Genomic DNA, 23,009 nt, shown 5'->3' with positions numbered 1-23,009 from the left:
CCCATCTGGTTCGAGAACGCTTATTGATGAGGCGAGGATTGCTTACTTTTGTGCAGCGCACTGATACGTGAGATCGCGTATACTGCACCGCAAAATAGCGACGTAGGTTTTTGGTACGGGATTTGCCCGCGATCAGCGCATCGTGGACCAGGAGTTTGAGCGAGTGGCAGGGCGGCAGCGGATAGACCGCGTCAGGCGCCAATACAATCAATGGGTCGCCAACCAGACGCTGGAAGACTACGCGCTGCGCTTCACGGCCAAGAGCGCGCGGCGCTGGTCCGCCGCCCGCGTCGCCAACACCGCGCTTGGCGCGATCTCTTTCCTGGCGCTGGAGGCGATCGGCGGCACCATCACGCTGAACTATGGCGCGATGAATGCCTCCGCGGCGATCCTGGTGGTCAGCGTCATCATCTTCCTGTGCGGGCTGCCGATCGCCTACCACGCCGCGAAGAGCGGCATCGACATCGACCTGCTGACCCGCGGCGCCGGCTTCGGCTATATCGGCTCGACCATCACCTCGTTGATCTACGCCTCCTTCACCTTCATCTTCTTCGCGATCGAGGCGGTGATCCTGGCCAGCGCACTCGACATGTGCTTCGGCATTCCGCGGCCGATCGGCTATCTGATCAGCGCGGTGGTGATCATCCCGCTGGTCATCTACGGCATCACGCTGATCAGCCGGTTCCAGCTCTGGACCCAGCCGCTGTGGATCATCCTCCACATCATGCCGTTCGCGGCGATCGCCTGGGCCAATCCGCATTCCTTCACCGAGTGGCGCAAATTCGCCGGCGACCACGGCGATCCCTCCGGCCATCTCGATCTGCTGCTGTTCGGCACCGCGGCCTCCGTCGTGTTCGCGCTGGTGGCGCAGATCGGCGAGCAGGTCGACTTCCTGCGCTTCCTGCCGCGCGACCGCCGCACCTCGCGCAAGGCCTGGTGGATCGCACTGCTCGGCGCCGGTCCCGGCTGGATCGTGCTCGGTGCGCTGAAGCTGCTGGCCGGCTCGTTCCTGGCCTTCTTCGCGCTCAGCCACGGCGTCTCGGCCGAGCACGCCGCCGAGCCCGCCAACATGTATCTCGAAGCCTTCCGCTACGTGCTGTCACAGCCGGATCTCGCGATGGCGCTGACCGGAACGTTCGTGATCCTGTCGCAGGTCAAGATCAACGTCACCAACGCCTATGCCGGCTCGATCGCCTGGTCGAACTTCTTCTCCCGCCTCACCCACTCGCATCCCGGCCGCGTGGTGTGGCTGGTGTTCAACGTCGTGGTCGCGCTGCTGCTGATGGAGATCGGCGTCTACAAGGCGCTGGAGCAGACGCTGGCGCTGTACTCGAACGTCGCGATCGCCTGGGTCGGCGCGCTGGTCGCCGATCTCGTCATCAACAAGCCGCTCGGCCTGCGGCCGCAGCACATCGAGTTCAAGCGCGCCCATCTCTGCGACATCAATCCGGTCGGCGTCGGCGCGATGACGATCGCGACGGTGGTCTCGATCAGCGCGTTCTACGGCCTGTTCGGCCCGACCGCCAAGGCGCTGTCCGCCTTCGTCGCGCTCGCGGTCGCCTTCGTCACGGCTCCCCTGATTGCCTGGGCGACCGATGGCAAGTACTACATCGCGCGCAAGCCGAAACGGAGCTGGCAGAACATTGAATCGATCCAGTGCTGTATCTGCGAGCATGCGTTCGAGCCCGAGGATATGGCCGCCTGCCCGGCCTATGCCGGCCCGATCTGCTCGTTGTGCTGCTCGCTCGACGCACGCTGCCACGATCTCTGCAAGCCGCATGGGCGGATCGGCGCCCAGGTGTCGGACGCGCTGGGCAAGGTGATGCCGCAGCCGATCTACGCCCGCCTCAACTCGCAGCTCGGACATTACCTCGGCGTGTTCGCGGTCTCCGCCGGCCTCGTGGCGCTGGTGCTCGGCCTGATCTACCTGCAAACCACGGCGGCGCATGCCAACGAGCTGTTGGCCGACGTGCTGTGGAAGGTGTTCTTTGCGCTGACGCTGATCATCGGCGTGGTCGCCTGGCTGTTCGTGCTGGCGCAACAGAGCCGACGCGCCGCGGAAGCGGAAACCCGGCGACAGACCACGCTGCTGATCCAGGAAATCGATGCCCACAAGCGCACCGACGCCGAATTGCAGCGCGCCAAGGAGGTCGCTGAATCAGCCAACCTCGCCAAGAGCCGCTATGTCGTCGGCCTCAGCCACGAGCTTCGCTCGCCGCTGAACGCGATCTCCGGCTATGCCCAGCTGCTGGAGCAGGACGACAGTCTCCAAGTGCGGCCGCGTGAGCAGGTGCGCGTGGTCCGCCGCAGCGCCGACCATCTGTCGGGTCTGATCGACGGCATTCTCGACATCTCCAAGATCGAAGCCGGCCGGCTCTATCTGTCGCGTGACGAGGTGCGGCTGAACGATTTCCTCGAACAGTTGGTCGGCATGTTCCGCCTGCAAGCGGCGGCAAAAGGCATCGACTTCGTGTTCAGGCGGCCGGCCGTGCTGCCCGTCGTGGTCTATGCCGACGAGAAGCGGCTGCGGCAGATCCTGATCAACCTGCTCTCGAACGCGATCAAGTTCACCCAGTCCGGCAAGGTGCAATTCGTCGTGCATTACCGCAGCCCGGTCGCCGAGTTCGAGGTGATCGACACCGGGCCGGGCATCCAGCCCGACGACCTCGAGCGGATCTTCGCGCCGTTCGAGCGCGGCGCACTCGGCGTCACCCAGCCACAGACCGGCACCGGGCTCGGCCTGACCATCAGCCGCCTGCTCGCCGGCGTGATGGGCGGCGACATCAAGGTGTTGAGCACGGTCGGCACCGGCAGCACCTTCAAGGTCAAGCTGCTGCTGTCCGAGGTCACCAACCCGCGCCGCGATGCGCCGGTCGATGCTCCCGTCTATGGCTATCACGGCCCGCGCAAGACGATCCTGATCACCGACGACGACCCGACCCAGCGCGACCTCCTGCGCGAGATCCTGGCGCCGCTCGGCTTCATCCTGCTCAGCGCGCCGGACGGGCCGGGCTGCCTCGCCCTCGCCCAGCATTGCCGGCCGGACATGTTCCTGCTCGATATCTCGATGGCCGGGATGGACGGCTGGACGGTCGCCGAGACCTTGCGCTCCGAAGGCCATCACCAGGCCCGCATCCTGATGATCTCGGCGAGCGCGCTGGAGGCGCACGGCGCGCCGCTGGCTCAACCGTTCCACGACGGCTATTTGATGAAGCCGATCGACATCCCGCGACTGCTGGAGACCATCCGCCAGTTGCTCAAGATCGAGTGGGAGTATGAGGCCGAGCAGGCGCCTGCCCCGCAATGGAAGCCCGATAGCGGCACGCGCCCGCCGGTCAAATATGTCGAAGAGCTGATCAGCCTCGGCCAGCTCGGCTATGTCAGGGCGATCCAGCTCAAGCTCGACGAGATCGGCAACGAGTGTCCCGAGCACGCGGACTTCGTCGAACAGATGCGGACGCTGGTCGACCGGTTCGATCTCGATCAATATATGGCGACGTTGAAGATATTGCACAGCTATGACCATTGAACAGAGAAAGCGCGACGTCGCGCTCGTCGTCGACGACTCGCCGGAGACGTTGCGCCTCCTCACCGACGCGCTCGACGGCGCCGGAATGACCGTGATGGTCGCCCTCGACGGCGCCTCCGCGATGCGCATCGTCGACCAGATCACGCCCGATATCGTGCTGCTCGACGCCGTGATGCCGGGCATGGACGGCTTCGAGACCTGCCGGCGGCTGAAGCGCGATGCCGGGCTCGACGGCGTCCCGATCATCTTCATGACGGGCCTCGCCGAAACCGAGCACATCGTGCGTGGGCTCGAAGCCGGTGGCGTCGACTACGTCACCAAGCCGATCGTGATCGAGGAAATGCTGGCGCGCATTCGGGTCCATCTCGCCAATGCGCGGATGACGCAGAGCGCGCGCGCCGCGCTCGATGTCTCCGGCCGCTATCTGCTCGCGGTCAACAACGCCGGCGCGCTGCTATGGGCGACGCCGCAGGCCCAGAAACTGCTGTCGGATACGCTCGCCGACGCCGCCGACAATTTCGTGTTGCCGGACCCGATGCCGCAATGGCTCGACCACGCACAGAAGGGCAAGGCGGGATCGAAAACCGCAACCGTGGCGTCCTTTCCCGGCAACGAGCAACTTCGGCTGCAATATATGGGCAAGCTTGGCCCCAACGAATTCCTGCTGCGGCTGGCCAAGGACACCAGCGGCGACATGCCTGCCGAGTTCTCCAGCGAGCTTGGCCTCACCACCCGCGAAGGCGAGGTGCTGTCCTGGCTCTCCAAGGGCAAGACCAACCGCGACATCGCGCAGATCCTGGGCCTGAGCCCGCGCACTGTCGACAAGCATCTCGAGCAGATCTATGCCAAGCTCGGGGTCGAGAACCGCACTGCCGCCGCCGCGATCGCGGTCAATGCAAGGCATCGCAAGTCCTGATCTGGCGCCTCTACCCGTTCGGACCAGCCTGCGCAGCAGTCTCTTGGTCCGGCGGTTGCGCCTTGCGCCATTGTGCCGGGGTCACGCCGATGTGGCTCTTGAAGGCCCGCTGAAATGCGGCCTCCGACTGGTAGCCGGCGATCTCCGCAACGGCGCCGGTCGAAAGCGATGATCGCCTCAACTCGTTTGCCGCAAGCGTCATCCGGATATCGGTGAGCAGATCGCTTGCCGATCGGCCAAGCTTCTCCTGGAATTGCCGCGCGAGCGTCGCGCGCGACATGTTGCACAGGCGCGCGAGTTCGGGCAGCGACCACGCACGCGCGGGCTCGTTGAACATGGCGGTCACCGCCGGCGCCAGGCGGGGATCACCGACCAGCGCCAGCAACCCACGCGAGCCGTCATCGGTCTCGCTCGCAAGCCGCAGCGCAAGCGCGAACATCGCCGTGGACAGCGCGTTCAGCATGGCGCGGCCACCCAGATGATCGTCGGCCGTTTCGCTGCGCATCAAGGATACGAGTCCAGCGAGCTGTGCGGCCGTCCGCTTTTCCACCCGCGGGCCGGCATGCACGACGAGACGCGGCGGAAGATAGCTGCGCAACAGACGGTCGTGCGGAGGTGCGATCGCGAAGTGCCCGCACAGCAGGTCGAGCCGTTCGTCCGAACCCAGGTTTTCGCTGATCGTGAAATTCTGCGCCGCCCGGTTTCTAGCCGGCAGAGGTGTCGCCTCGGTGCCGTCATGCATCACGTGTCGCGGATTGCCGGGCAGCAAAAGAATGTCGCCGGACTTCAGCAGCAGCGGCCGACCGCCTGCGGGATTGTCCAGGATCGCCGAGCCGGCGAGCACCGCATGATAGGGGATCTCGTTGGTCGCGCCCGGCCCCTGCTCGATACGCCAGGGCACGCTGTAGCTGCAGCGAATATCGAGCCGCCCGCGGACCGGCATCATCTCGAACAGCCGGCTGAGCCAATCCATGGCCGATCCTCCCCCGAGGCGCCTCCCATGAGACGATTGAGCATATAATCAAGATATATGAACATTCAATGTCTCATGCCGCCCTCCTATTCTCACTCCGCAATCGTTCGCCACCCCAAACACGGAGTGCCACCATGTCCCGTCTCTCAGTCCCCAATCTCGAAACCGACACCGGCCCGTCGGGCTAGGTCTACGCCCAGATCAAGAAGGCTGTCGGCAGTGTCCCGAATGCTTATGCGGCGATCGCCGCCCACGGCCCGGCCGCGCTCAAGGCGATGCTCGCAGCCGACGCGGTGCTCGCCGGCGGCAGCCTGTCCAGGCGCGAGCGAGAGATCATCAAGCTCGTGATCAGCGCCGCGGGCGGTTGCGACTATTGTGTCGCCGCGCATTCGCATCTCGCTGGACTCGCCGGCGTGAAGCCTGACGTGCTGAAGCAGGTCCGCGCCGGCGCGCCTACGGGTGACGCCAAGTACGACACCCTGATCGACTTCGTTCGCAAGCTCGCGCAGTCGAGCGGCACCGTCAGCGACGAGGACTTCGCCGCGATCAAGGCCGCCGGCTACAGCGACGCGCAGCTGGTCGAGATCAGCCTGGCGTTCGCGACCATCGTCTTCACCAACGTCTTCAACCGCATCAACGACACCGACATCGACTTCCCCGCAGTCGCGTGACGCGACCGACGTCAGTCGAACGGAAGGATCACGACCATGACCACGCGTTCCAACACGATGCAGAATCCGCTGGTCCGCGCGCTCACCCGCTTCGGTCTGCTCACGGAGGATCTCGACGACCATGTCATCCGGGCCTGACGCGGCAATAGGTCCGCCGACGGCACGGATCGCCGGCGAGCCTCGCGTTCGCCGGCGACTGCGCGTGCCGGGAGATTGCGCAGGCGCAGCAACTCCGACGCATAGCGACGTGGCAGCCACCACTGCCGCGCGCGTCCGATCGGACAAGTCTTCAAGGCCAAGTCTTAACCCATTGCCGAATTTGCCGAATGCGTTGAAATTGGCCAACTGTAAAGCGCAGCCCGTTGCGCGGCATTGCGGCTTGACGCGGACGCATCGCTTGTTCCCATGCAGGAATGATCCGTAGCTCTCCGGCGATGAACATGGTTCCGCCGCGTGGTCTGCGCTAAAGAAGTGGCGCCGGTGTTGTTCTGGGGTTGAGTTGATGAAGAAGGACGACGTCACGTGCCCACGCTGCGGGGCCGGGTTCCGACGCCTCGAACTGGCATCCGGATCGGGAAGCGCAGGCGAGTATCGCTGCCCGGTCTGTCAGACAAGTCTCGAGCAGTTTAATGGCGACAAGCTCGTTGCCTATCGCCTGACCATCCAACCTTCCATTCGCGGCTTGAAGACCTGATCGCCCGTGGCACATCAAGTGCCAATCAAGATGTCCGCTTCAGGATATAGCTGTCCATGATCCAGCCATGCTGCTCACGCGCATTGCGGCGCGCGGCGACGATGCGGGGGCCTGTCTCCGCGAGATCTCCGGCCATGATGATCTGATCGGGCATGCCGAGATAGGCGCCCCACCAGATCTTGAGGCCCGCGGGATCCAGCGTCTGGAAGGCCGCGCTGCCGTCGAGCATCACGACCACGGTATCCACGCCGGACGGCCAGCCGCCTTCACGCAATCGCCGGCCTGTCGTGACCAGGAACGGTTCGCCGATCTCGTTGAGCGGCAGCGCATGCGCCGCGCACAGCGCCTGGATCGACGTGATGCCCGGGATCACCTCGATGTCGGGCAGCGGATCGAGCCGTCGCGCGATCCGCAGGCTCGAATCGTACAGCGAAGGATCGCCCCAGATCAGCAAGGCGACGCGTCCCTCGCCGCCGAGATGGCGTGCGATCTCATCCGACCAGGTCGCGGCGACCGCATCATGCCAATCGTCGACACCTCTCCGATAATCCTCGTCGCCGGCGTCACGCACCGGCAGATCGAACTCGGCGATCCGCGTGCGATCGTTGCTCAGCGCTTGCGCGCAGATCGTTCGACGCAGGTCGGCGAGATCGGACTTCGCGGTACCTTTGCGCGGGATCAGGATCAGATCGGCGGCATTGATCGCGGCTGTTGCAGCGAGCGTGAGCTGTCGCGGATCGCCGCAGCCGATACCGATCAGCGAGAACGTCAACATGGCCGCGTCACCCCTGCTCCGGCGCCAGCGCACCGAACAGAATGACGGCCGCCGCGGTGGCAGCAGTTGCATCCGTGAGCCGTTCGGCCAGCGCCGCGATCGTGGTGCGGACAAGCTGCTCGTCTGTGTGACCGAGCGACTCCGCCAACAATGCGGGTGTGTCGGGAGCGAGACCCTGCGCGATCAATTTTGCGGCCAATGCCGGAAACGTGCGTCGGCCCATATAGACGACGGTGGTCGCCTCCGGATCGGCCAACGCCGCCCAGTTCAAATCCGCGGGCAATTCGCCGGTGACATCGGCGCCGGTCACGAACTGGACCCGGCGCGAGGTCAGCCGCCGCGTCAGCGGAATGCCGGCCTGCGCCGCGGCAACCGAGGCCGAGGTCACGCCGGGGATGATCTCATAACCGATGCCGGCGGCACGCAGCGCCTCGATCTCTTCCTCGAGCCGGCCAAAGATGCCGGCATCGCCGGACTTCAGCCGCACCACCCGCACGCCGGTCGCGGCATAGTCGACCAGCAGCCGGCTGACATGATGCTGTCGCGCCGACAACCGGCCGGCGCGCTTGCCGACTGCGACGAGATTGGCGCCGGAACGCGCGAGATCGAGGATCGCGCCCGAGGCAAGGTCGTCATACAGCACCACGTCGGCGTCGCGCAGCCGCGCGGCTCCCTTCATGGTCAGGAGTTCGGGATCGCCGGGCCCGGCCGAGACGAAGGAGACGAAGCCGCTCACCGGTCCTCCGCGATCAGATGGAAGAATGTGCCGGTCGCATGGCCGCGCCGCGATCCGGTCTCCGCGACGATCGCGCCGGTCGCATCGCGCACCACCGCGAGCGGCGTGTCGGGCTGCGAGATGATCGTGGAGTAGTGAAACTCATGGCCGCGCAGGCGTGCGCCTGGGCCATAGCCCGGCATCGATCCGGCCAGCTCGGCGATCCGGTAGCCGAGATGCATGCGGCGCTTGGCATAGCTCGTCTCGAGGCCGAGCAGCCCCGCCATCTCGTGGCGCGCGCCGTCGGCATCGGTGAGCGCGGCGCCCAACACCATGTAGCCGCCGCACTCGCCATGCACCGGCTTCGTTCCGGCGAAGGCCCGCACCCCGTCGAGGAAGTGCCTGTTTGCCGCGAGCCGGCCCGCGTGCAGTTCGGGATAACCGCCGGGCAACCAGCACACATCCGCGTCCGCATCGGGGCCCTGATCGGCAAGCGGCGAGAACGTCACGATCTCGGCGCCGGCCGCGCGCCAGGCTTCCAGCATATGCGGGTAGACGAAGGAGAACGCCGCGTCGCGCGCGAGCGCGATGCGCTGGCCGGGCGGTGTGATGTCCAGATGGCGCGCGGCCGGTTGCGGCGGCGAGACCCGGGCTGATCGCAGCACGGCGTCGAGATCGACATGCGCGACGACGAAACGCGCGGCTTCGTCGATCAGGCCGTCGATCTCGGCCTGCTCTTCGGCCTGCACCAGGCCAAGATGTCGCTTCGGCAAGGCGATCTCGGCGTGACGGGGCAGCGCGCCCAACACCGGAATGCCCGCCCCCGCCATGGCATCGCGCACCAGGGCTTCGTGCCGCGCACTGGCGACGCGGTTGAGCACGACGCCGGCGAGCCGCACGCCGGCACGGAAATCGCGCAGCCCGGCAGCGATCGCCGCCGCCGTCTGGGCCTGGCCCGAGGGATCGATCACCAGCAGCACCGGCCATCCCGTCATCTCGGCGATGTCGGCGGTGGCCCCGGTGCCCGAGACGCCGCGCGCGGCGACGCCGTCGAACAAGCCCATCGAGCCTTCCGCCAGCACGAGATCGGCATCCGCGCCGCGGCTCGCCAGATGCGCGATCGCATCCGATGCCATCGCCCAGCTGTCGAGATTGACGGAGGCGCGTCCCGTGGCGACCGCATGGAACGCCGGATCGATGTAGTCAGGTCCGCTCTTGAGACATTGTATCTTGAGCCCGCGATTGCGCCAGGCGCGCGCCAGCGCCAGGGTCAGCGTCGTCTTGCCGACGCCGGAGGCCGGCGCGGAGATCACCAGGCCCGCGGTCATTGAGATGATCCCGGAAAGCGCGGCGCCTCACCAACCGGACGGTAGCGGCGGTCATAGTCGGCGGCATAGAGGCGGCTTTCGGCGAACTCGTTCGCCCCGAGCGTCTTGCCGACCAGGATCAGCGCGGTGCGTTCGAGCTCCGGCCCGATCGCGGCATCCAGCGTCGCGAGCGTGGCGCGGACGATACGCTGGTCCGGCCAGCTCGCGCGCCAGACGATCGCCACCGGACAGTCCGCGCCATAATGCGGCGTCAACTCAGCCACGACCTTGTCCAGCAGATGGATCGAGAGATGGATCGCGAGCACCGCGCCGGTCGCAGCAAACGCCGCGAGCGTCTCGCCGTCCGGCATCGCGCTCGCCCGGCCCGGCGTGCGCGTCAGCACCACCGATTGCGCAAGACCGGGCAGCGTGAGCTCGGCCTCCAGCGCCGCAGCGGCTGCCGAGAAGGCCGGCACGCCGGGCGTGACCGAATAGGGAATCTGCAACGCGCGCAATCGGCGCAATTGTTCTCCCATCGCCGACCAGATCGAGAGATCGCCCGAATGCAGCCGCGCGACGTCCTTGCCTTCGGCATGCGCCTCGGCGATCTCGGCGATGATCTCGTCAAGCGACAGCGGCGCGGTGTTGATGATACGCGCATCCTGCGGGCAATGCGCCAGCACGCCGGCAGGCACCAGCGATCCGGCATAGAGACAGACCGGGCAGGACGCGATGAGATCGCGCCCGCGCAAGGTCAGGAGATCGGCAGCGCCCGGTCCCGCGCCGATGAAATGCACCGTCATTCACCGTCTCCTTCCGCGATCGCCGCGGTCGCCATCCGATCCTGCGAAACGGCCCTTGCCGCAATCAGCCGTGCACCGCGTCCTGCCGCCGCGATCGCCGCGGCTTCGGCGACGGAGCCAGTGCCGAACCTCGCGCTGATCAATTCAGAATGCGTCACGGTTTCGATCTCGGCCAGCGCTTCTGCGGGAATGCTCCGGATCGCCAGCCCGAGTTCCTGCGCCAGCGATGTCAACGCCTGTGCATCGGCCTTGTCGCTCATGGTCGCGAGCGCTGCAAGCCCTTCGGCGCCGCCGGCGGCGCGGAGGGCCTCTCGCAAGGATGCGACACTGGCATCGCGCCTGAATCCGAGACCCGCGACCTTCATCTGATGGCGCTCCATTGCACGATCGGTCGCGCGGCCTTCCAGGAGCGATAGCGGCCCAGCGGCTCGGCCTGGGCGATCTCGACGCGCATCAGTTCGCCGCCATGGCGCTGCTGAAGATCGGAGAGCAGCGCCTCGGTTTCCAGGGTCACCACATGCGCGACCAACCGCGTGCCCGGCGCGATGCGCGACCAGATCGCAGCGAACATATCGGCATCGAGGCCGCCACCGATGAACACGGCATCGGGCGCTTCGAGCTCGGACAGGATGCCCGGCGCCTCGCCTTCGATCACGATGATCCGGTGGTTCAGGCCGAAGCTCGCCGCATTGCCGCGGATATTGGCAGCGCGTTCGCCGCGCGCCTCGATGGCGATAGCCGTCCCGCCGCAGAGCGCCCATTCGATCGAGATCGAGCCCGAGCCAGCGCCGACATCCCACAGCCGCTCGCCAGGCCGCGGCGCAAGCGCCGACAGTGCCAGCGCGCGGACCGGCCGTTTTGTCAGCTGCCCGTCATGCATAAACAATGTGTCGGGAAGCCCGGAGCTACGTGACATGCCTTGCGCGCCGCTCGCTTCCAGCGCGACCGCAACCAGGCTGTCGTCAGGATTGCCACCATAGCTCTCGGCGTGATGCTGCGTGATCGATTCACGCGGTCCACCAAGGGCTGACAGCGCCCACAGCGCTGACGCGCCCCAGCCCTGCTCCGTGAGCCAGCGCGCGAGATCGACAGCCGCCTTGCCATCGCGCACCAGACAGATGATCCGCGCACCACGCGCGAGATGCGGCACCAGCCGCTCGAAGGGCGCGGCATGAAGACCGAGACAGACAGTATTCTCGAGCCGCCAGCCCAGGCGCGCCGCCACCAGCGAGAACGTCGATGGCGCGGAATGCGCGATCCATTCGCCGGGCTGCAACCGCTCGGCGAGGCTGCCACCGGCGCCATGCCAGAACGGATCGCCCGAGGCGAGCACGACAGTCGGACGGCCGCGGCAGCTCAGCACGATATCGGCGTCGAACGGCACCGGCCAGGCACGGCCACGCTCGGTGACGGCGGCCAGCGCGAGATGGCGTTCGCCGCCGAAAATAGTTTCGGCCGCATCGAGCGCCTTTCGGCTTGCTTCGGAGAGCCCCGCAAGGCCATCTTCGCCGATGCCGATGATGGTCAACCAGGGGTTACCCATGATGCGCGCCCTGATCCTGGGCGGAACGGCCGACGCCAATTCGCTCGCCGCGGCGGTCAGTCGCGCGGGGATCGACGCGATCTATTCCTATGGCGGACGCACCCATGCGCCGGCCGAACAGCCATTGCCGACTCGGATCGGCGGCTTCGGTGGCGTTAGCGGCCTTGCCGATTACCTGCGTCGCGAACGCTTCACGCATGTGATCGACGCGACGCATCCGTTCGCAGCCGAGATGAGCCGCAACGCGATCGCGGCCTGCACGCAAACCGCAACGCCGTTGCTCGCGCTCGAACGCGCACCCTGGGACAAGACTCCCGGCGACCGCTGGATCGAGGTCGCAGACGTCGCAGCCTCGGTCGCGGCCTTGCCGGAGAACCCGGCCCGCGTGTTTCTCGCGATCGGGCGCCAGCACGTCGCGCCGTTCGGCAGCCGGCCGCAACATGCCTACACGCTGCGATTTGTCGATCCGCCCGCCGAAACCCTGCCTTTGCCCGATGCGGATGTCATCGTCTCGCGCGGCCCCTTCACGCTCGAGGGCGAGCTCGAGATGATACGCGCGCGCCATATCGAATGGATCGTCGCCCGCAACTCCGGTGGCACCGGCGCGCGCGCCAAGCTCGACGCCGCCCGCGGGCTCGGCCTTCCCGTCATCATGATCACGCGGCCGCTGCTGCCCGACCGGCCGCGGGTCGACAGCGTGAGCGAGGTGATGGAATGGCTTGGTCATCGGACCTGCCTCGGCGCGTAGACCCAGCGGCCGACCCGCCGCGTCGCCGAATTGCCGACGATCACGAGCGTCCGCATGTCGGCCATCTCGGGCCGCGCATCTTGCAGCAAGACCGTCTCGATCCGCTGCTCTGATGTCGAGACGGCGCGTGCGAAAATCACGATGCGCTCGCCGCAGCCCGCCTCGCGCAGGATCTCGAGCACGCGACCGAAACCGTCCGGTCGGCTGGCCGAGCGCGGATTGTACATCGCAATCGCGAAGTCGGCTTCGGCGGCGAGCCGGAGGCGCGTCTCGATCAGCGGCCACGGCTTGAGATTGTCCGAGAGGTTGATCGCGCAGAAATCATGGCCGAGCGGCGCGCCGGCGCTGGCCGCCGCCGCCAGCATCGCCGTGACGCCGGGCAGCACGCGGATCGGCAGCTCATGCCGTTGCGGCGCATTCTCCAGCGCCTCGAACACCGCGGATGCCATCGCGAACACCCCGGGATCACCAGAGGACACCACGACAACATGGTGTCCTTCGGCCGCAAGCCGCAGCGCTTCACTGGCGCGCTGCACTTCCACGCGATTGTCCGACGGGTGCAGCGTCAGCCCGGCGCGCGGCGGCACGCGCGAAACATAGGGCGCATAGCCAATGATATCGGTCGCCACTGCCAGCGCCGCGGAAACCTCGGGCGTGATCAGCGCCTCGTCGCCGGGTCCAAGCCCCGCGATGGTCAGCGTGCCGGTCACTGCCCCGCCTCCCTGCGCCGCCCCTGCCCGTGCACCAGCACGATCGCGAAATACGGACCGTCGGCCTCGCCGATATCAGCCAGCCTGATGACGCGCTGATCCGGCATGGTACCGCGCTCGACCAGCCACGCATCGTCGAGACGCCCCGCGGAGACGAGCGCGCGGCGGATTTTCGGAAGATTGCGGCCGGTCTTCATGACGACCAACGCATCGGACTGATGCATCCGCTGCGCCAGTTCCGCCTCCGGCAGCGTGCCCATCAGAACCGTGGTCACATCGTCGGCAAGCGCGATCGGCTGGCCGACCGCATTCCAGCAACCGACCATGCCGGGAATGCCGGCGATCACCTCGATCTCGACGCGCCCCTGCAAGCGCGAGTGCAGATGCATGAACGAGCCGTAAAAGTAAGGATCGCCTTCGCACAGCACGATGACGTCGATCTCGCGCGCGAGCCGCAACAGCCGCTCGGCCCATTCGTCGTAGAAATCCGCCAGCAGCCGCGCATAGTCCGGATCGTCGAACGCGATCTCCGTGGTGACCGGATATTCCATCGGATATTCGTCGACGTCGGCCGCGAGCATGCCGTCGACGATGCGGCGGGCCTGGCCCGGCTGCCCCTTCTTGCGAAAATACGCGACGTGTCTCGCGCCACGCACGATGCGGTCGGCGCGCACGCTCATGAGGTCCGGATCGCCTGGGCCGAGCCCGCAGCAGATGATGCGTCCCATCGCTATTCGCTCCGGCTCGCCAGCGCATTGACGGCGGCAACCGTGATCGCCGATCCGCCGAGGCGTCCCTCGACCGTCAGCGCCGGCACCGGCGGCTCGGCCATCAATGCCGCCTTGGACTCGGCCGCGCCGACGAAACCGACCGGGCAGCCGATGATCGCCGCCGGCCGTGGGCAGTCGGCATGCTCCAGCATGTTGAGCAGATGGAACAGCGCGGTCGGCGCGTTGCCGATCGCGACGATGGCGCCGGCCAGATGCGGCCGCCACAGCTCGAGCGCGGCAGCGGACCGCGTGTTGCGCATCGATTGCGCCAGCGCGGGCACATCAGGGTCTCCGAGCGTGCAGATCACCGCGTTGCCAGCCGGCAGGCGCGCGCGCGTGATTCCCTCCGACACCATGCGCGCGTCGCAGAGGATCGGCGCGCCGTTCCGCAAGGCTTCCCTTGCGCGGGCGGCCATGCCGGCGGTGAAGCGCACATGCGCTTCCAGGCCCACCATGCCCGCGGCATGGATCATGCGCACCACCACCGGCTCCTCGTCGGACGTGAACCTGGCAAGGTCGGCCTCGGCGCGGATCGTGGCAAACGACTGGCGATAGATCGCCGCGCCATCGGTCTCATAGACGTGCGGCATCAACCGCCTCCCATCAACAGCAAGGGGTTGGCGGCGAGCTCCGCGCCGGTCAGGCCCCGCCTGACCGGCGTATCGCGCGTGGTGCCGCGGCGGATCAGGTCGAAGCCTTCTCGCGTTGCCACGAGCGTGATGTCAACAGGACCGGAATGGGCACAACCTTTGGGGCAACCGGAGACGTGCAGCCGGGCGTCGGCCGGGATGTGCCGGGCGAGCGCTGACGCCAGCATACGCGTATCGGCATGCGCCTCACCGCAACGTGGCGCGCCGCTGCAAGCGATGACGCGCAGCGCCGGATCGTCGGCGTCGGTGACGAGGTCCGCCCCGCAGGGCATCTCATGCATCCCCTCCACCAGCAGCATCCGCCACGGCGTCATCCGCAGCGCCTGCGCGGATGCGGCGAGATGGTTGAGCGTCTGGTGCGGCATTTGCCCGAACGCGACGCCGACCATCGCGCCGATCGGGTAGAGGCCGGGAACAGGCGCCGCCGATCGGGCCACGGGCTCGGCATCGCCGCGCAGGAAGTCGGGCAAGGTCGCGCCGCTGGCCAGATGCGTCGCCATCCGCCGCTTCTCGCCTTTGGCGCCTCCGGAGGCGACGAACCATTCGGCCACCGCCAACGCGACCGGCACGGCCTCGCCGCGGGTGACTGAACGGCCGCGCTCGACGCCATCGGCACGCACCAGCAGCCCACCGTTGCGATCGCGTTCGATCCTGATGTCCGCCGACGCGCCGGTCAGCACCCGGACAGTGCCGTCATCGATTGCGAAACCGAACTTGGTCGGAAGATCGAGCGAAGCACCGGCGAGCGCCCGTTCAAGTTCGGCCGCGAGCGAGCTCGTGTCGTCACCGGCGATCCAGAACGGCGTCACCAGAATGTTGCGCTGCGCCTCGGTCTCGGAATCCGCGTCCAGCAAACCGAGCGCCCCGAGTCCGTCGATCAAGGCCGGATAACCCACTTCGCTGACGCCGCGGATCTGGAGGTTGGCGCGGCTGGTCAGGTCGATCAGGCCGTTGCCGTATCGTGCGGCCAGCTCGGCGATCCCGACCGCCTGCGCTGCTTCAAGCCGTCCACCTCGCGGGCGGATGCGCAACACGAGCCCGTCGCCCGACTGCATCGGCCGCAGCGCGCCGGGACACCAGCCCTTGATCGCAACCGCGCTCATGTCGCCTCCTGCAACGCTGCCGCGATCGAATTGCGCCGCGTCTGCCAGAGCGACGCGTCATGCAGACGGGCAAAGCAGGTTTCGATCGCAGCCAGCGCCGCCGGATTGTCGCGCGCCATGAAGCCGCGAACCTCGTCATTGCCGAGCGTCGCGTCGTAATAGAGGTCGAACAGATGCGGCGGCACCGCGCCGGCGAGATGGGCAAATGCCGCCATATGCTCCAGCGTCGCAGTGATCTCGGCAGCGCCGCGGAAGCCATGGCGCATCATGCCTGCGATCCATGCCGGATTGGCGGCGCGTGCCCGCACCACCCGCGAGATTTCCTCGGTCAGCGAGCGGGCATGCGGCTGATCCGGCCGGGTCGCGTCGAGGTGATAGAGCGACGGGATCTTGGTGCCCAGCCGGACAGCAGCCGCTGCAATGCCGGCCTCATGCGCGGCATAATCCGCCGCCAGCAGCAGGTCGGTCTCAGGCAGATCCTGGGTATGCACGAAACTGTCGGCAGCACCGAGCCGCGCCTCGATGCCTTCGCGATCGGGGCGGATCTCGCCATCGGACGCAATCGCCCAGGAGGACGCCGACAACCACGCTTCGCCGGCGGCGTCACGGGCCTCCGGCGTGAAGACATAGGCTAGCGACGCGATGCCGACGCCATAATGCCCGGGGCGCGGACCGAACACGCGCGCGATGCGCTGCCGGTAAGGATTCTCGTCCGCTTCATCGCTGCGTTCGGACAAGGCTTCCGTGGCAGCCTCGAACAATTGGGCAAGCCCCGAAAACACGTCGCGGAACAAGCCCGATACGCGCAGCGTCACGTCGATACGGGGACGGCCGAGCTCCGCCGGCGCGATGATGTCGTAGCCGGTCACCCGACCCGATCCGTGATCCCAGCGCGGCGCGATGCCGGCGAGATGCAGCGCCATGGCAAAATCCTCGCCGGCGGTGCGCATGGTCGACGAGCCCCAGAGATCGATGACGAGCCCTTTCGGCCAGTCGCCGTGATCCTGCAAATGACGGCGCAGCAGTTCCTCGGCGAGCTTCACGCCTTGCGCATGCGCCGACGGCGTCGGCACCGCGCGCGGATCGACCGCGTACAGATTGCGGCCGGTCGGCAGCACGTCGCTGCGCCCGCGATAGGGCGAGCCTGACGGCCCCGGCGCAACCCGCCGGCCGGCGAGCGCATCGAGCAACGCGGCCTTCTCCGCTTCGCCGCAAGCGCCCTGCCCGAAGACGTGCAGGCCGTCGCCGAACTGGCTCTCCTTGAGATCGCAGACGAAGCGGTCGATTTGCGGAATCGCCTCGGCCGCCGAGACCGACGCCGCAAGACCCAGATCATCCTCGAGGCCCGCGATGCGTGCCTCCTCGCGGATCGCAGCGATCAGGCGCTGCCGTCGGGCGGGATCGAGACCGTCGGCAGTCGAATATTCATCGAGCAAGCGCTCGAGCGCACGCAGGCTTTCCGGCACCGCGGCTTGTGCCAGCGGCGGCGGCAAGTGACCGATCGTCACGGCGCCGATCCGGCGCTTGGCCTGCGCCGCCTCGCCGGGGTCGTTGACGATGAAGGGATAGACAACCGGCAGATCGCCGATCAACGCTTCCGGCCAACACGCCGATGACAGCGCAACCGATTTGCCGGGCAACCATTCCAGCGTGCCATGCGCGCCGATGTGGACGACGGCATCGATAGCCTGCTGCCGGAGCCAGAGATGGAACGCGACATAGGCATGACGCGGCGTGCGCGACAGGTCGTGATAGTCGGCATCGCGGTGCCCGACATCACCGCGCTCCGGTTGAACGGCGATGACCGACTTGCCGCATCGGATCGCGGCGAAATGAAAGGCGCCGTCACGGCAATCGGGATCATCCTCTGGTGCTCCCCACGCGCGCGCCAGATCATCTTGGAGCTGCTCGGGAAGACTGGCGAGCGCCTTGCGATATTCGCGCACGTCCCAAGCCAGTTTACGGCGCAAGAGCGCGTCGCCCGGCGACCTCACCGGCTCGACGTCAAATCCCGCCGCCGCAAGATCCGCCAGCAACGCCTCGACCGAGGCCAGCGCATCGAGGCCGACGGCATGCGCGATCTGATGCGGACGGCCCGGATAATTCGAGAGCACCAGCGCAAGCTGCTTGTCCTGCGCGGACTTGCCGGCAAGACGGTGCCAGGCAGCGACACGCGCGACGATCGCCGCGACGCGCCCGGCATCCGGCCGATGCGCGAGATGCGCGAATTGCAGATCGGGATCGCGCTCGCCCGGCTGCTTGAAACTCACGACGCCCGCGAACAGGCGGCCGTCGACCTCCGGCAGCACCACGTGCATCGCGAGATCGCCGGGCGACAGGCCGCGCAGCGACAAGGCCCAATCCTCGCGCCGCGCGGTGGATAGCGCGACCTGGAAGACAGGACACGATGCGGCGTCGAACGGCGTCTTGCCGTCCTCGCCAGCCGCGGAGAACGCGGTCGCATTGACGATGGCGGCCGGCGCGCATGGTGCGAATTGCGCCCGCAGCCAATCGGCGACGCCCGCCGCCTTCAACGAGGTGACGAAGATCCCGTGGGCGTCAAAGCCCTTCGCGCGCAACGCATCGATCAATGCATCGACCGGCGCGGTGTCGCCGGCCGCGAGATAGGAGCGATAGAACGTCACCAGCGCCCGCGGCCGGCCATCCGATGCCGGCAGCGCCGCGACGGCGCCACGGGAGAGATCGTAAACGCCGGTCTCGGGAAGATCGATCTCGCCGACGACAGGCCCGGCATAGAGTCCGGACGCCAGCGCCAGTTGCGATATCACCGCCTGCGCGGCAACCGGCCCCCCCTTGTCGCACAACACCTTGAGCCGTCGCAGCGCGGAGACCGGCAAGGTCGAGAACTCATCCAGCCGCAGATCGTCGCGGCCGTCCGCCGGCAGCACCACCAGGGCGATGCCGCGCTCCTTCGCCAGCCGATGCACCGCGGCCAGGCCGTAGGACCAGTAGGGCTCGCCACCGATCAGACGGATGAGAATGCCGCGCGCATGAGCGAGCGTCCGCTCGATATAGGTATCGACCGACAGCGGATGGCGCAGCTCCGCGAGATTGGCGAGCCGCAGCGACGGTAACGCGGCGCGTCCCCGCCGCCAGCCGGCTGCGAAGGCCGCGAGATCGCTGTCGGAAAACGACAACACCACGAGATCGGCCGGATCCTGGCCGAGGTCCCTTGGTGTCGCGGTCTCCTCAAGGCCGCGACTCTCGCGGAAGATGACATGCATCAGACACCAAGCCGGGCCCTGATCGCCGCTTCATCGATGTCGCCATGCTCGCCGATCACGACCAGCTTCGATTGCCGGGGCCGCGCACCCCACGGCGTATCGAACTGATGCCGCACCCGCTCGCCGACCGACTGCACCAGCAGGCGCATCGGCTTTCCCGCGACCGCGATGTAGCCCTTGGCGCGCAGCACGTTCTGCTCGCGCGCCAGCCCTTTGATCGAGGCCACCAGCGCATCGATATCGGCGATCTCCGGAAGATCGATCACCACCGAATTGAAATCGTCGTGCTCATGTTCCTCTTCGCCGTCGTGATGCGACGGACGCGACGCGAGATCATTTTCCGCCGCCGCACCGAGACCCAGGATCACGCGCGCATCGATCGTGCCGTCGACCACGGGCAGCATCGGCACCTCACGCGGCATCTCGGCGGCAATCACCTGCTTCGCCGCCTTGATCCCCTCGGCGCCAGCGAGATCGGCCTTGGTCAGCAGCACGATGTCGGCGCAGGCGATCTGGTCCTCGAACACTTCCGAGAGCGGCGTCTCGTGGTCAAGGTTGTCGTCAGCGGCGCGCTGCGCATCGACGGCGACCGGATCCGGCGCAAAACGACCGGCAGCGACCGCCTCGGCATCGGCCAGCGCGATCACGCCGTCGACGGTGATCCGCGAGCGGATCTCCGGCCAGTCGAACGCCTTGAGCAGCGGCTTCGGCAGCGCAAGCCCCGAGGTCTCGATCACGATGTGATCGGGCTTCACGGGACGCGCCAGCAGTTGCTCCATCGCCGGGATGAAATCGTCGGCGACGGTGCAACAGATACAACCATTGGCGAGTTCGACGATGTTCTCGGTCGGACAATTGGCGTCGGCGCAGGATTTCAGGATATCGCCGTCGACCCCTTCGCTGCCGAATTCGTTCACCAGCACCGCGAGCTTCTTGCCGTTGGCGTTGCGGATCAGATGCTGGATCAGCGTGGTCTTGCCGGATCCGAGAAAGCCGGTCACGACGGTGACGGGGACTTTGGTGAGCGTTGTCATTCAGCGGCCTCCGGCACGACGGCAATGGGTGGAATGCGGGCAAGCGACTGCTTGCGAAAGATTTCTGGTCGGCTGCGCCACGGCGCGATGCCATCCGGCGCCGCCGCATAGGCGGACGCGCCGGCGATCACGTCCTTTGCATTGGCCTCCGACAGGCGGCCATAGACATAGGACCACCGTCCGGGCGCGCTGAGCGCGACCGAGCAGCCCTGGCTGCACGCCGACAGGCATTCGACGGGAACCAGATTGACCCCATCAGGCACGCCGGCGTCGCGAATCGCGGCGTGCAGACGTGCGCCCGGCGTGGTTTCACCTTCGGCCACCGTCTGGCCGGCGCGGCAAGTGATGCAGACATGAAGTGTAACGCTCATCGCTCTTCCCGAATTGGCAGTTGGAGGCGATGAGGCAAACGAACCAACCAATGGAGGCTCGTTCCCCGTCGCGGAACACCCCCGTCCGCCGGTCTCAATTGCTGCACTGGCAGGTCTCCCGGCTTGCGGAGCAGGCTGTCGCCCTTCGATCCCCGCCTTCCCGATTTCCGTGGAAATCAGTGGCCTTGGACATCTCTCCGGTCACGGTCGCGGGGGCGGCTGCGCTTCGGGCCCGAACCTGAGCCCTATCGCATTCCCTCTTCGCCTGTCGTAGGACAGGAACCAGCGCGGGCCCACCATTCGTCCAAGCCCAGTACTTGTCAAGCCAAAGGAATATCACATGATTTCTGAACAGGGTGGCGAGCGCGAGGACGCCGGCAGCGAGGCTTCGCTGGAGGCGCGCCACACGGCCAAAATGGCGAAAATCAAGGTCGCCCGGGACCGCATCATGGCGACCAAGAGCGGCGAAAAGGGCCTGATCATCGTTCATACCGGCGCCGGCAAGGGAAAATCATCGTCGGCCTTCGGCATGATCGTGCGCTGCGTGGCCCATGGCTTTCCTTGCGCGGTGGTGCAGTTCATCAAGGGCGCCTGGGATACCGGCGAGCGCCGGTTGCTGACCGGGCATTTCGGCGAGCTCTGTCAATTCCACGCGATGGGCGAAGGTTTCACCTGGGAGACCCAGGATCGCGCCCGCGACATCGCGGCAGCGCAGGCCGGCTGGGAGAAGGCCAAGGAGCTGATCGCGGACGAAAACCTGCGCATGGTCGTGCTCGACGAGATCAACATCGCGCTGCGCTACGACTATCTGGCGATCGCAGACGTGGTCGATTTCCTGAAGACGTCGAAGCCGGCGATGACCCATGTCGTGCTCACCGGGCGCAACGCCAAGGACGAGTTGATCGAGATCGCCGATCTCGTCACCGAGATGACCCTGGTGAAGCATCCGTTCCGCTCTGGCATCAAGGCCCAGCCGGGCGTCGAATTCTAAGAGCCCAACGCCATGGCGCGCGCATTGATGATCCAGGGGGCAGGTTCCGACGTGGGCAAGTCGCTCATCGTCGCGGGCCTCGCGCGTGCCGCCATGCGGCGCGGCCTGCGCGTGCTGCCGTTCAAGCCGCAGAACATGTCGAACAATGCGGCCGTGACCATCGACGGCGGCGAGATCGGACGCGCGCAGGCCTTGCAGGCCCTCGCCGCCGGCGTCGAGCCGCACACCGACATGAACCCGGTACTGCTGAAGCCGGAGACCGATGTCGGCGCCCAGATCATCGTGCACGGCAAGCGGATCGCGACCGCACGCGCGCGCGAATATGCCGCGATGAAACCGTCGCTGATGGGTGCCGTGGTGGAAAGTTTCGACCGCCTCAAGGCACGCACCGACCTGGTGCTGGTCGAAGGCGCCGGCAGCCCCGCCGAGGTCAATCTGCGCAAGGCCGACATCGCCAATATGGGCTTTGCGCGCAAGGCCGACGTGCCGGTGGTGCTGGTCGGCGACATCGACCGCGGCGGCGTGATCGCACAGCTCGTCGGCATCAAGACGGTGATCGATCCCGACGATGCCGCGATGATCCAGGGTTTTGTCATCAACAAGTTCCGCGGCGATCCGACGCTGTTCGACGACGGCTACCGGCTGATCGAAGCCCGTACCGGTTGGCGCGGCTTTGGCGTGCTGCCGTGGTTCGGCCGCGCCGGCGAGCTTCCGGCCGAAGACGCGCTCGGGCTGGGCGAGGCGCGCAAGCCCGGCCAGTGCAAGATTGCGTTTCTGGCGCTGTCGCGGATCGCCAATTTCGACGACCTCGATCCGTTGAAGCTCGAGCCCGGTGTCGATCTCGTGATGGTGCGTCCGGGCGAAGCCATCCCTGGTGATGCAAAACTCGTCATCCTGCCCGGCTCGAAATCGACCCGCGGCGACCTCGCGTTCCTGCGCGCGCAGGGCTGGGAGATCGATCTCTTGGCGCATCATCGCCGCGGCGGCCATGTGCTCGGCCTGTGCGGCGGCTACCAGATGCTCGGGCGGAGCGTCGCCGATCCCGATGGGATCGAAGGTCCCGCCGGCGAAACGCCCGGCCTCGGATTGCTCGACGTCACGACCGTCATGACCGAGCAGAAGACGTTGACCCGCGTCAGCGCGGTCCATGCCGCAACCCGTCAGCCGATCAGCGCCTACGAAATCCATATCGGGCACACCGACGGGGCGGATCGCGCGCGGCCGTTCGCATCGATCGACGGCGCGGCGGAAGGCGCCGTTTCCGCCGATGGACGCGTCCACGGCAGCTATCTGCACGGCCTGTTCGCCTCGGACGATTTCCGCAAGGCGTTCCTTGCGCGACTCGATATCGCGGCCGCGGATCAGCCCTACGGTGCCAGGGTCGAAAGCGCGCTCGACGCGCTGGCCGGGCACATCGAGAGCCATCTCGATGTCGAGGGCCTGCTGGCGCTGGCGCGCTAG

At 67.0% G+C, this 23,009-nt stretch carries 21 protein-coding genes and 1 riboswitch; of the genes, 7 read left to right on the top strand and 14 right to left on the bottom strand.

All coding sequences use genetic code 11. From position 1 onward, the window contains the following. The first annotated feature begins 163 nt into the window (after positions 1–163). Positions 164–3,529 (top strand): hybrid sensor histidine kinase/response regulator, encoded by a 3,366-nt coding sequence (locus B2W55_RS27030; protein ID WP_024579722.1) that lies wholly within the window; start codon positions 164–166, stop codon positions 3,527–3,529. Then, a complete protein-coding gene (locus B2W55_RS27025) occupies positions 3,519–4,445 on the top strand; it encodes a response regulator (protein WP_024579721.1) in 927 nt (308 codons plus the stop codon). The genes B2W55_RS27030 and B2W55_RS27025 overlap by 11 nt, the downstream gene beginning before the upstream one ends. A gap of 10 nt (positions 4,446–4,455) precedes the next feature. Here the strand turns inward: B2W55_RS27025 and B2W55_RS27020 are convergent, their stop codons facing one another. Beyond that, positions 4,456–5,418: an AraC family transcriptional regulator gene (locus B2W55_RS27020; protein WP_024579720.1), complete on the bottom strand. Its 963-nt coding sequence runs from the start codon at positions 5,416–5,418 to the stop codon at positions 4,456–4,458. A 200-nt stretch (positions 5,419–5,618) separates the two neighbouring features. Here B2W55_RS27020 and B2W55_RS27015 point away from each other — a divergent pair, with 200 nt between their 5' ends. Both B2W55_RS27015 and B2W55_RS27010 read left to right on the top strand, forming a co-directional pair. Further along, positions 5,619–6,089, top strand: a complete 471-nt coding sequence (locus B2W55_RS27015; RefSeq protein WP_343206171.1) for a carboxymuconolactone decarboxylase family protein — start codon at positions 5,619–5,621, stop codon at positions 6,087–6,089. A 502-nt stretch (positions 6,090–6,591) separates the two neighbouring features. Next, the gene (locus tag B2W55_RS27010; protein ID WP_080891064.1) at positions 6,592–6,783 is read left to right on the top strand and encodes a hypothetical protein; all 192 of its coding nucleotides are present in this window, start codon (positions 6,592–6,594) and stop codon (positions 6,781–6,783) included. A gap of 25 nt (positions 6,784–6,808) precedes the next feature. Here the strand turns inward: B2W55_RS27010 and cobF are convergent, their stop codons facing one another. From cobF to B2W55_RS26980, 6 genes are read right to left on the bottom strand one after another with little or no spacing between them, the layout of a single operon-like run. After that, the gene (cobF, locus tag B2W55_RS27005; protein ID WP_024579719.1) at positions 6,809–7,558 is read right to left on the bottom strand and encodes a precorrin-6A synthase (deacetylating); all 750 of its coding nucleotides are present in this window, start codon (positions 7,556–7,558) and stop codon (positions 6,809–6,811) included. A 7-nt stretch (positions 7,559–7,565) separates the two neighbouring features. Further along, positions 7,566–8,294: a uroporphyrinogen-III C-methyltransferase gene (gene cobA, locus B2W55_RS27000; protein WP_024579718.1), complete on the bottom strand. Its 729-nt coding sequence runs from the start codon at positions 8,292–8,294 to the stop codon at positions 7,566–7,568. After that, positions 8,291–9,601 (bottom strand): cobyrinate a,c-diamide synthase, encoded by a 1,311-nt coding sequence (locus B2W55_RS26995; RefSeq protein WP_024579717.1) that lies wholly within the window; start codon positions 9,599–9,601, stop codon positions 8,291–8,293. Before B2W55_RS26995 ends, cobA begins: the two co-directional genes overlap by 4 nt. Beyond that, on the bottom strand, positions 9,598–10,383 hold the full coding sequence (gene cobM / locus B2W55_RS26990; RefSeq protein ID WP_024579716.1) for a precorrin-4 C(11)-methyltransferase: 786 nt from the start codon (positions 10,381–10,383) through the stop codon (positions 9,598–9,600). Before cobM ends, B2W55_RS26995 begins: the two co-directional genes overlap by 4 nt. Beyond that, the gene (locus B2W55_RS26985) at positions 10,380–10,748 is read right to left on the bottom strand and encodes a cobalamin biosynthesis protein (RefSeq protein WP_024579715.1); all 369 of its coding nucleotides are present in this window, start codon (positions 10,746–10,748) and stop codon (positions 10,380–10,382) included. The genes cobM and B2W55_RS26985 overlap by 4 nt, the downstream gene beginning before the upstream one ends. Further along, the gene (locus B2W55_RS26980; RefSeq protein WP_024579714.1) at positions 10,745–11,926 is read right to left on the bottom strand and encodes a bifunctional cobalt-precorrin-7 (C(5))-methyltransferase/cobalt-precorrin-6B (C(15))-methyltransferase; all 1,182 of its coding nucleotides are present in this window, start codon (positions 11,924–11,926) and stop codon (positions 10,745–10,747) included. Before B2W55_RS26980 ends, B2W55_RS26985 begins: the two co-directional genes overlap by 4 nt. On the opposite strand from B2W55_RS26980, the gene B2W55_RS26975 reads away from it, so the two are divergent. After that, on the top strand, positions 11,925–12,674 hold the full coding sequence (locus tag B2W55_RS26975) for a cobalt-precorrin-6A reductase (protein ID WP_024579713.1): 750 nt from the start codon (positions 11,925–11,927) through the stop codon (positions 12,672–12,674). The two genes, B2W55_RS26980 and B2W55_RS26975, sit on opposite strands and share 2 nt — an antisense overlap. On the opposite strand, the gene cobJ is transcribed toward B2W55_RS26975, so the two are convergent. From cobJ to B2W55_RS26940, 7 genes are read right to left on the bottom strand one after another with little or no spacing between them, the layout of a single operon-like run. After that, a complete protein-coding gene (gene cobJ, locus B2W55_RS26970) occupies positions 12,650–13,384 on the bottom strand; it encodes a precorrin-3B C(17)-methyltransferase (RefSeq protein WP_024579712.1) in 735 nt (244 codons plus the stop codon). The two genes, B2W55_RS26975 and cobJ, sit on opposite strands and share 25 nt — an antisense overlap. Next, a complete protein-coding gene (locus tag B2W55_RS26965) occupies positions 13,381–14,112 on the bottom strand; it encodes a precorrin-2 C(20)-methyltransferase (RefSeq protein ID WP_024579711.1) in 732 nt (243 codons plus the stop codon). The genes cobJ and B2W55_RS26965 overlap by 4 nt, the downstream gene beginning before the upstream one ends. A 2-nt stretch (positions 14,113–14,114) precedes the next feature. After that, the gene (locus B2W55_RS26960; RefSeq protein ID WP_024579710.1) at positions 14,115–14,744 is read right to left on the bottom strand and encodes a precorrin-8X methylmutase; all 630 of its coding nucleotides are present in this window, start codon (positions 14,742–14,744) and stop codon (positions 14,115–14,117) included. Next, positions 14,744–15,907, bottom strand: coding sequence for a precorrin-3B synthase (cobG, locus tag B2W55_RS26955; RefSeq protein WP_024579709.1), 1,164 nt, complete (start codon positions 15,905–15,907; stop codon positions 14,744–14,746). The genes B2W55_RS26960 and cobG overlap by 1 nt, the downstream gene beginning before the upstream one ends. Beyond that, the gene (cobN, locus tag B2W55_RS26950) at positions 15,904–19,152 is read right to left on the bottom strand and encodes a cobaltochelatase subunit CobN (RefSeq protein WP_024579708.1); all 3,249 of its coding nucleotides are present in this window, start codon (positions 19,150–19,152) and stop codon (positions 15,904–15,906) included. The genes cobG and cobN overlap by 4 nt, the downstream gene beginning before the upstream one ends. Next, entirely contained in the window at positions 19,152–20,186 is a 1,035-nt protein-coding gene (gene cobW, locus B2W55_RS26945; RefSeq protein ID WP_024579707.1) for a cobalamin biosynthesis protein CobW, read from the bottom strand. Before cobW ends, cobN begins: the two co-directional genes overlap by 1 nt. Beyond that, complete coding sequence (locus B2W55_RS26940) at positions 20,183–20,557, bottom strand: DUF1636 family protein (RefSeq protein ID WP_024579706.1); 375 nt, start codon at positions 20,555–20,557, stop codon at positions 20,183–20,185. Before B2W55_RS26940 ends, cobW begins: the two co-directional genes overlap by 4 nt. Positions 20,558–20,648: 91 nt before the next feature. Beyond that, a riboswitch (cobalamin riboswitch) is annotated at positions 20,649–20,859 on the bottom strand. A 38-nt stretch (positions 20,860–20,897) separates the two neighbouring features. Here B2W55_RS26940 and cobO point away from each other — a divergent pair. Both cobO and B2W55_RS26930 read left to right on the top strand, forming a co-directional pair. Beyond that, positions 20,898–21,548, top strand: a complete 651-nt coding sequence (cobO, locus tag B2W55_RS26935; protein ID WP_024579705.1) for a cob(I)yrinic acid a,c-diamide adenosyltransferase — start codon at positions 20,898–20,900, stop codon at positions 21,546–21,548. 12 nt (positions 21,549–21,560) lie between these two features. Beyond that, entirely contained in the window at positions 21,561–23,009 is a 1,449-nt protein-coding gene (locus tag B2W55_RS26930) for a cobyric acid synthase (RefSeq protein ID WP_024579704.1), read from the top strand.

The sequence above is a fragment of the Bradyrhizobium sp. UBA2491 genome (assembly GCF_002341725.1).
GTDB lineage: Bacteria > Pseudomonadota > Alphaproteobacteria > Rhizobiales > Xanthobacteraceae > Bradyrhizobium.
Note: the sequence above shows the minus strand (reverse complement) of the source record. Positions and strands in the feature narration are given on the sequence as shown.

What these genes read in the sequence shown, in the direction of transcription:
- B2W55_RS26995 (WP_024579717.1), bottom strand. Translation starts at nt 9,601, where the DNA reads ATGACCGCGGGCCTGGTGATCTCCGCGCCGGCCTCCGGCGTCGGCAAG.
- B2W55_RS27020 (WP_024579720.1), bottom strand. Translation starts at nt 5,418, where the DNA reads ATGGATTGGCTCAGCCGGCTGTTCGAGATGATGCCGGTCCGCGGGCGG.
- B2W55_RS26985 (WP_024579715.1), bottom strand. Translation starts at nt 10,748, where the DNA reads ATGAAGGTCGCGGGTCTCGGATTCAGGCGCGATGCCAGTGTCGCATCC.
- cobW (WP_024579707.1), bottom strand. Translation starts at nt 20,186, where the DNA reads ATGACAACGCTCACCAAAGTCCCCGTCACCGTCGTGACCGGCTTTCTC.
- B2W55_RS26975 (WP_024579713.1), top strand. Translation starts at nt 11,925, where the DNA reads ATGATGCGCGCCCTGATCCTGGGCGGAACGGCCGACGCCAATTCGCTC.
- B2W55_RS26965 (WP_024579711.1), bottom strand. Translation starts at nt 14,112, where the DNA reads ATGGGACGCATCATCTGCTGCGGGCTCGGCCCAGGCGATCCGGACCTC.
- cobM (WP_024579716.1), bottom strand. Translation starts at nt 10,383, where the DNA reads ATGACGGTGCATTTCATCGGCGCGGGACCGGGCGCTGCCGATCTCCTG.
- B2W55_RS26930 (WP_024579704.1), top strand. Translation starts at nt 21,561, where the DNA reads ATGGCGCGCGCATTGATGATCCAGGGGGCAGGTTCCGACGTGGGCAAG.
- cobF (WP_024579719.1), bottom strand. Translation starts at nt 7,558, where the DNA reads ATGTTGACGTTCTCGCTGATCGGTATCGGCTGCGGCGATCCGCGACAG.
- cobO (WP_024579705.1), top strand. Translation starts at nt 20,898, where the DNA reads ATGATTTCTGAACAGGGTGGCGAGCGCGAGGACGCCGGCAGCGAGGCT.
- B2W55_RS26960 (WP_024579710.1), bottom strand. Translation starts at nt 14,744, where the DNA reads ATGCCGCACGTCTATGAGACCGATGGCGCGGCGATCTATCGCCAGTCG.
- B2W55_RS26940 (WP_024579706.1), bottom strand. Translation starts at nt 20,557, where the DNA reads ATGAGCGTTACACTTCATGTCTGCATCACTTGCCGCGCCGGCCAGACG.
- cobN (WP_024579708.1), bottom strand. Translation starts at nt 19,152, where the DNA reads ATGCATGTCATCTTCCGCGAGAGTCGCGGCCTTGAGGAGACCGCGACA.
- cobG (WP_024579709.1), bottom strand. Translation starts at nt 15,907, where the DNA reads ATGAGCGCGGTTGCGATCAAGGGCTGGTGTCCCGGCGCGCTGCGGCCG.
- B2W55_RS26980 (WP_024579714.1), bottom strand. Translation starts at nt 11,926, where the DNA reads ATGGGTAACCCCTGGTTGACCATCATCGGCATCGGCGAAGATGGCCTT.
- B2W55_RS27010 (WP_080891064.1), top strand. Translation starts at nt 6,592, where the DNA reads ATGAAGAAGGACGACGTCACGTGCCCACGCTGCGGGGCCGGGTTCCGA.
- B2W55_RS27025 (WP_024579721.1), top strand. Translation starts at nt 3,519, where the DNA reads ATGACCATTGAACAGAGAAAGCGCGACGTCGCGCTCGTCGTCGACGAC.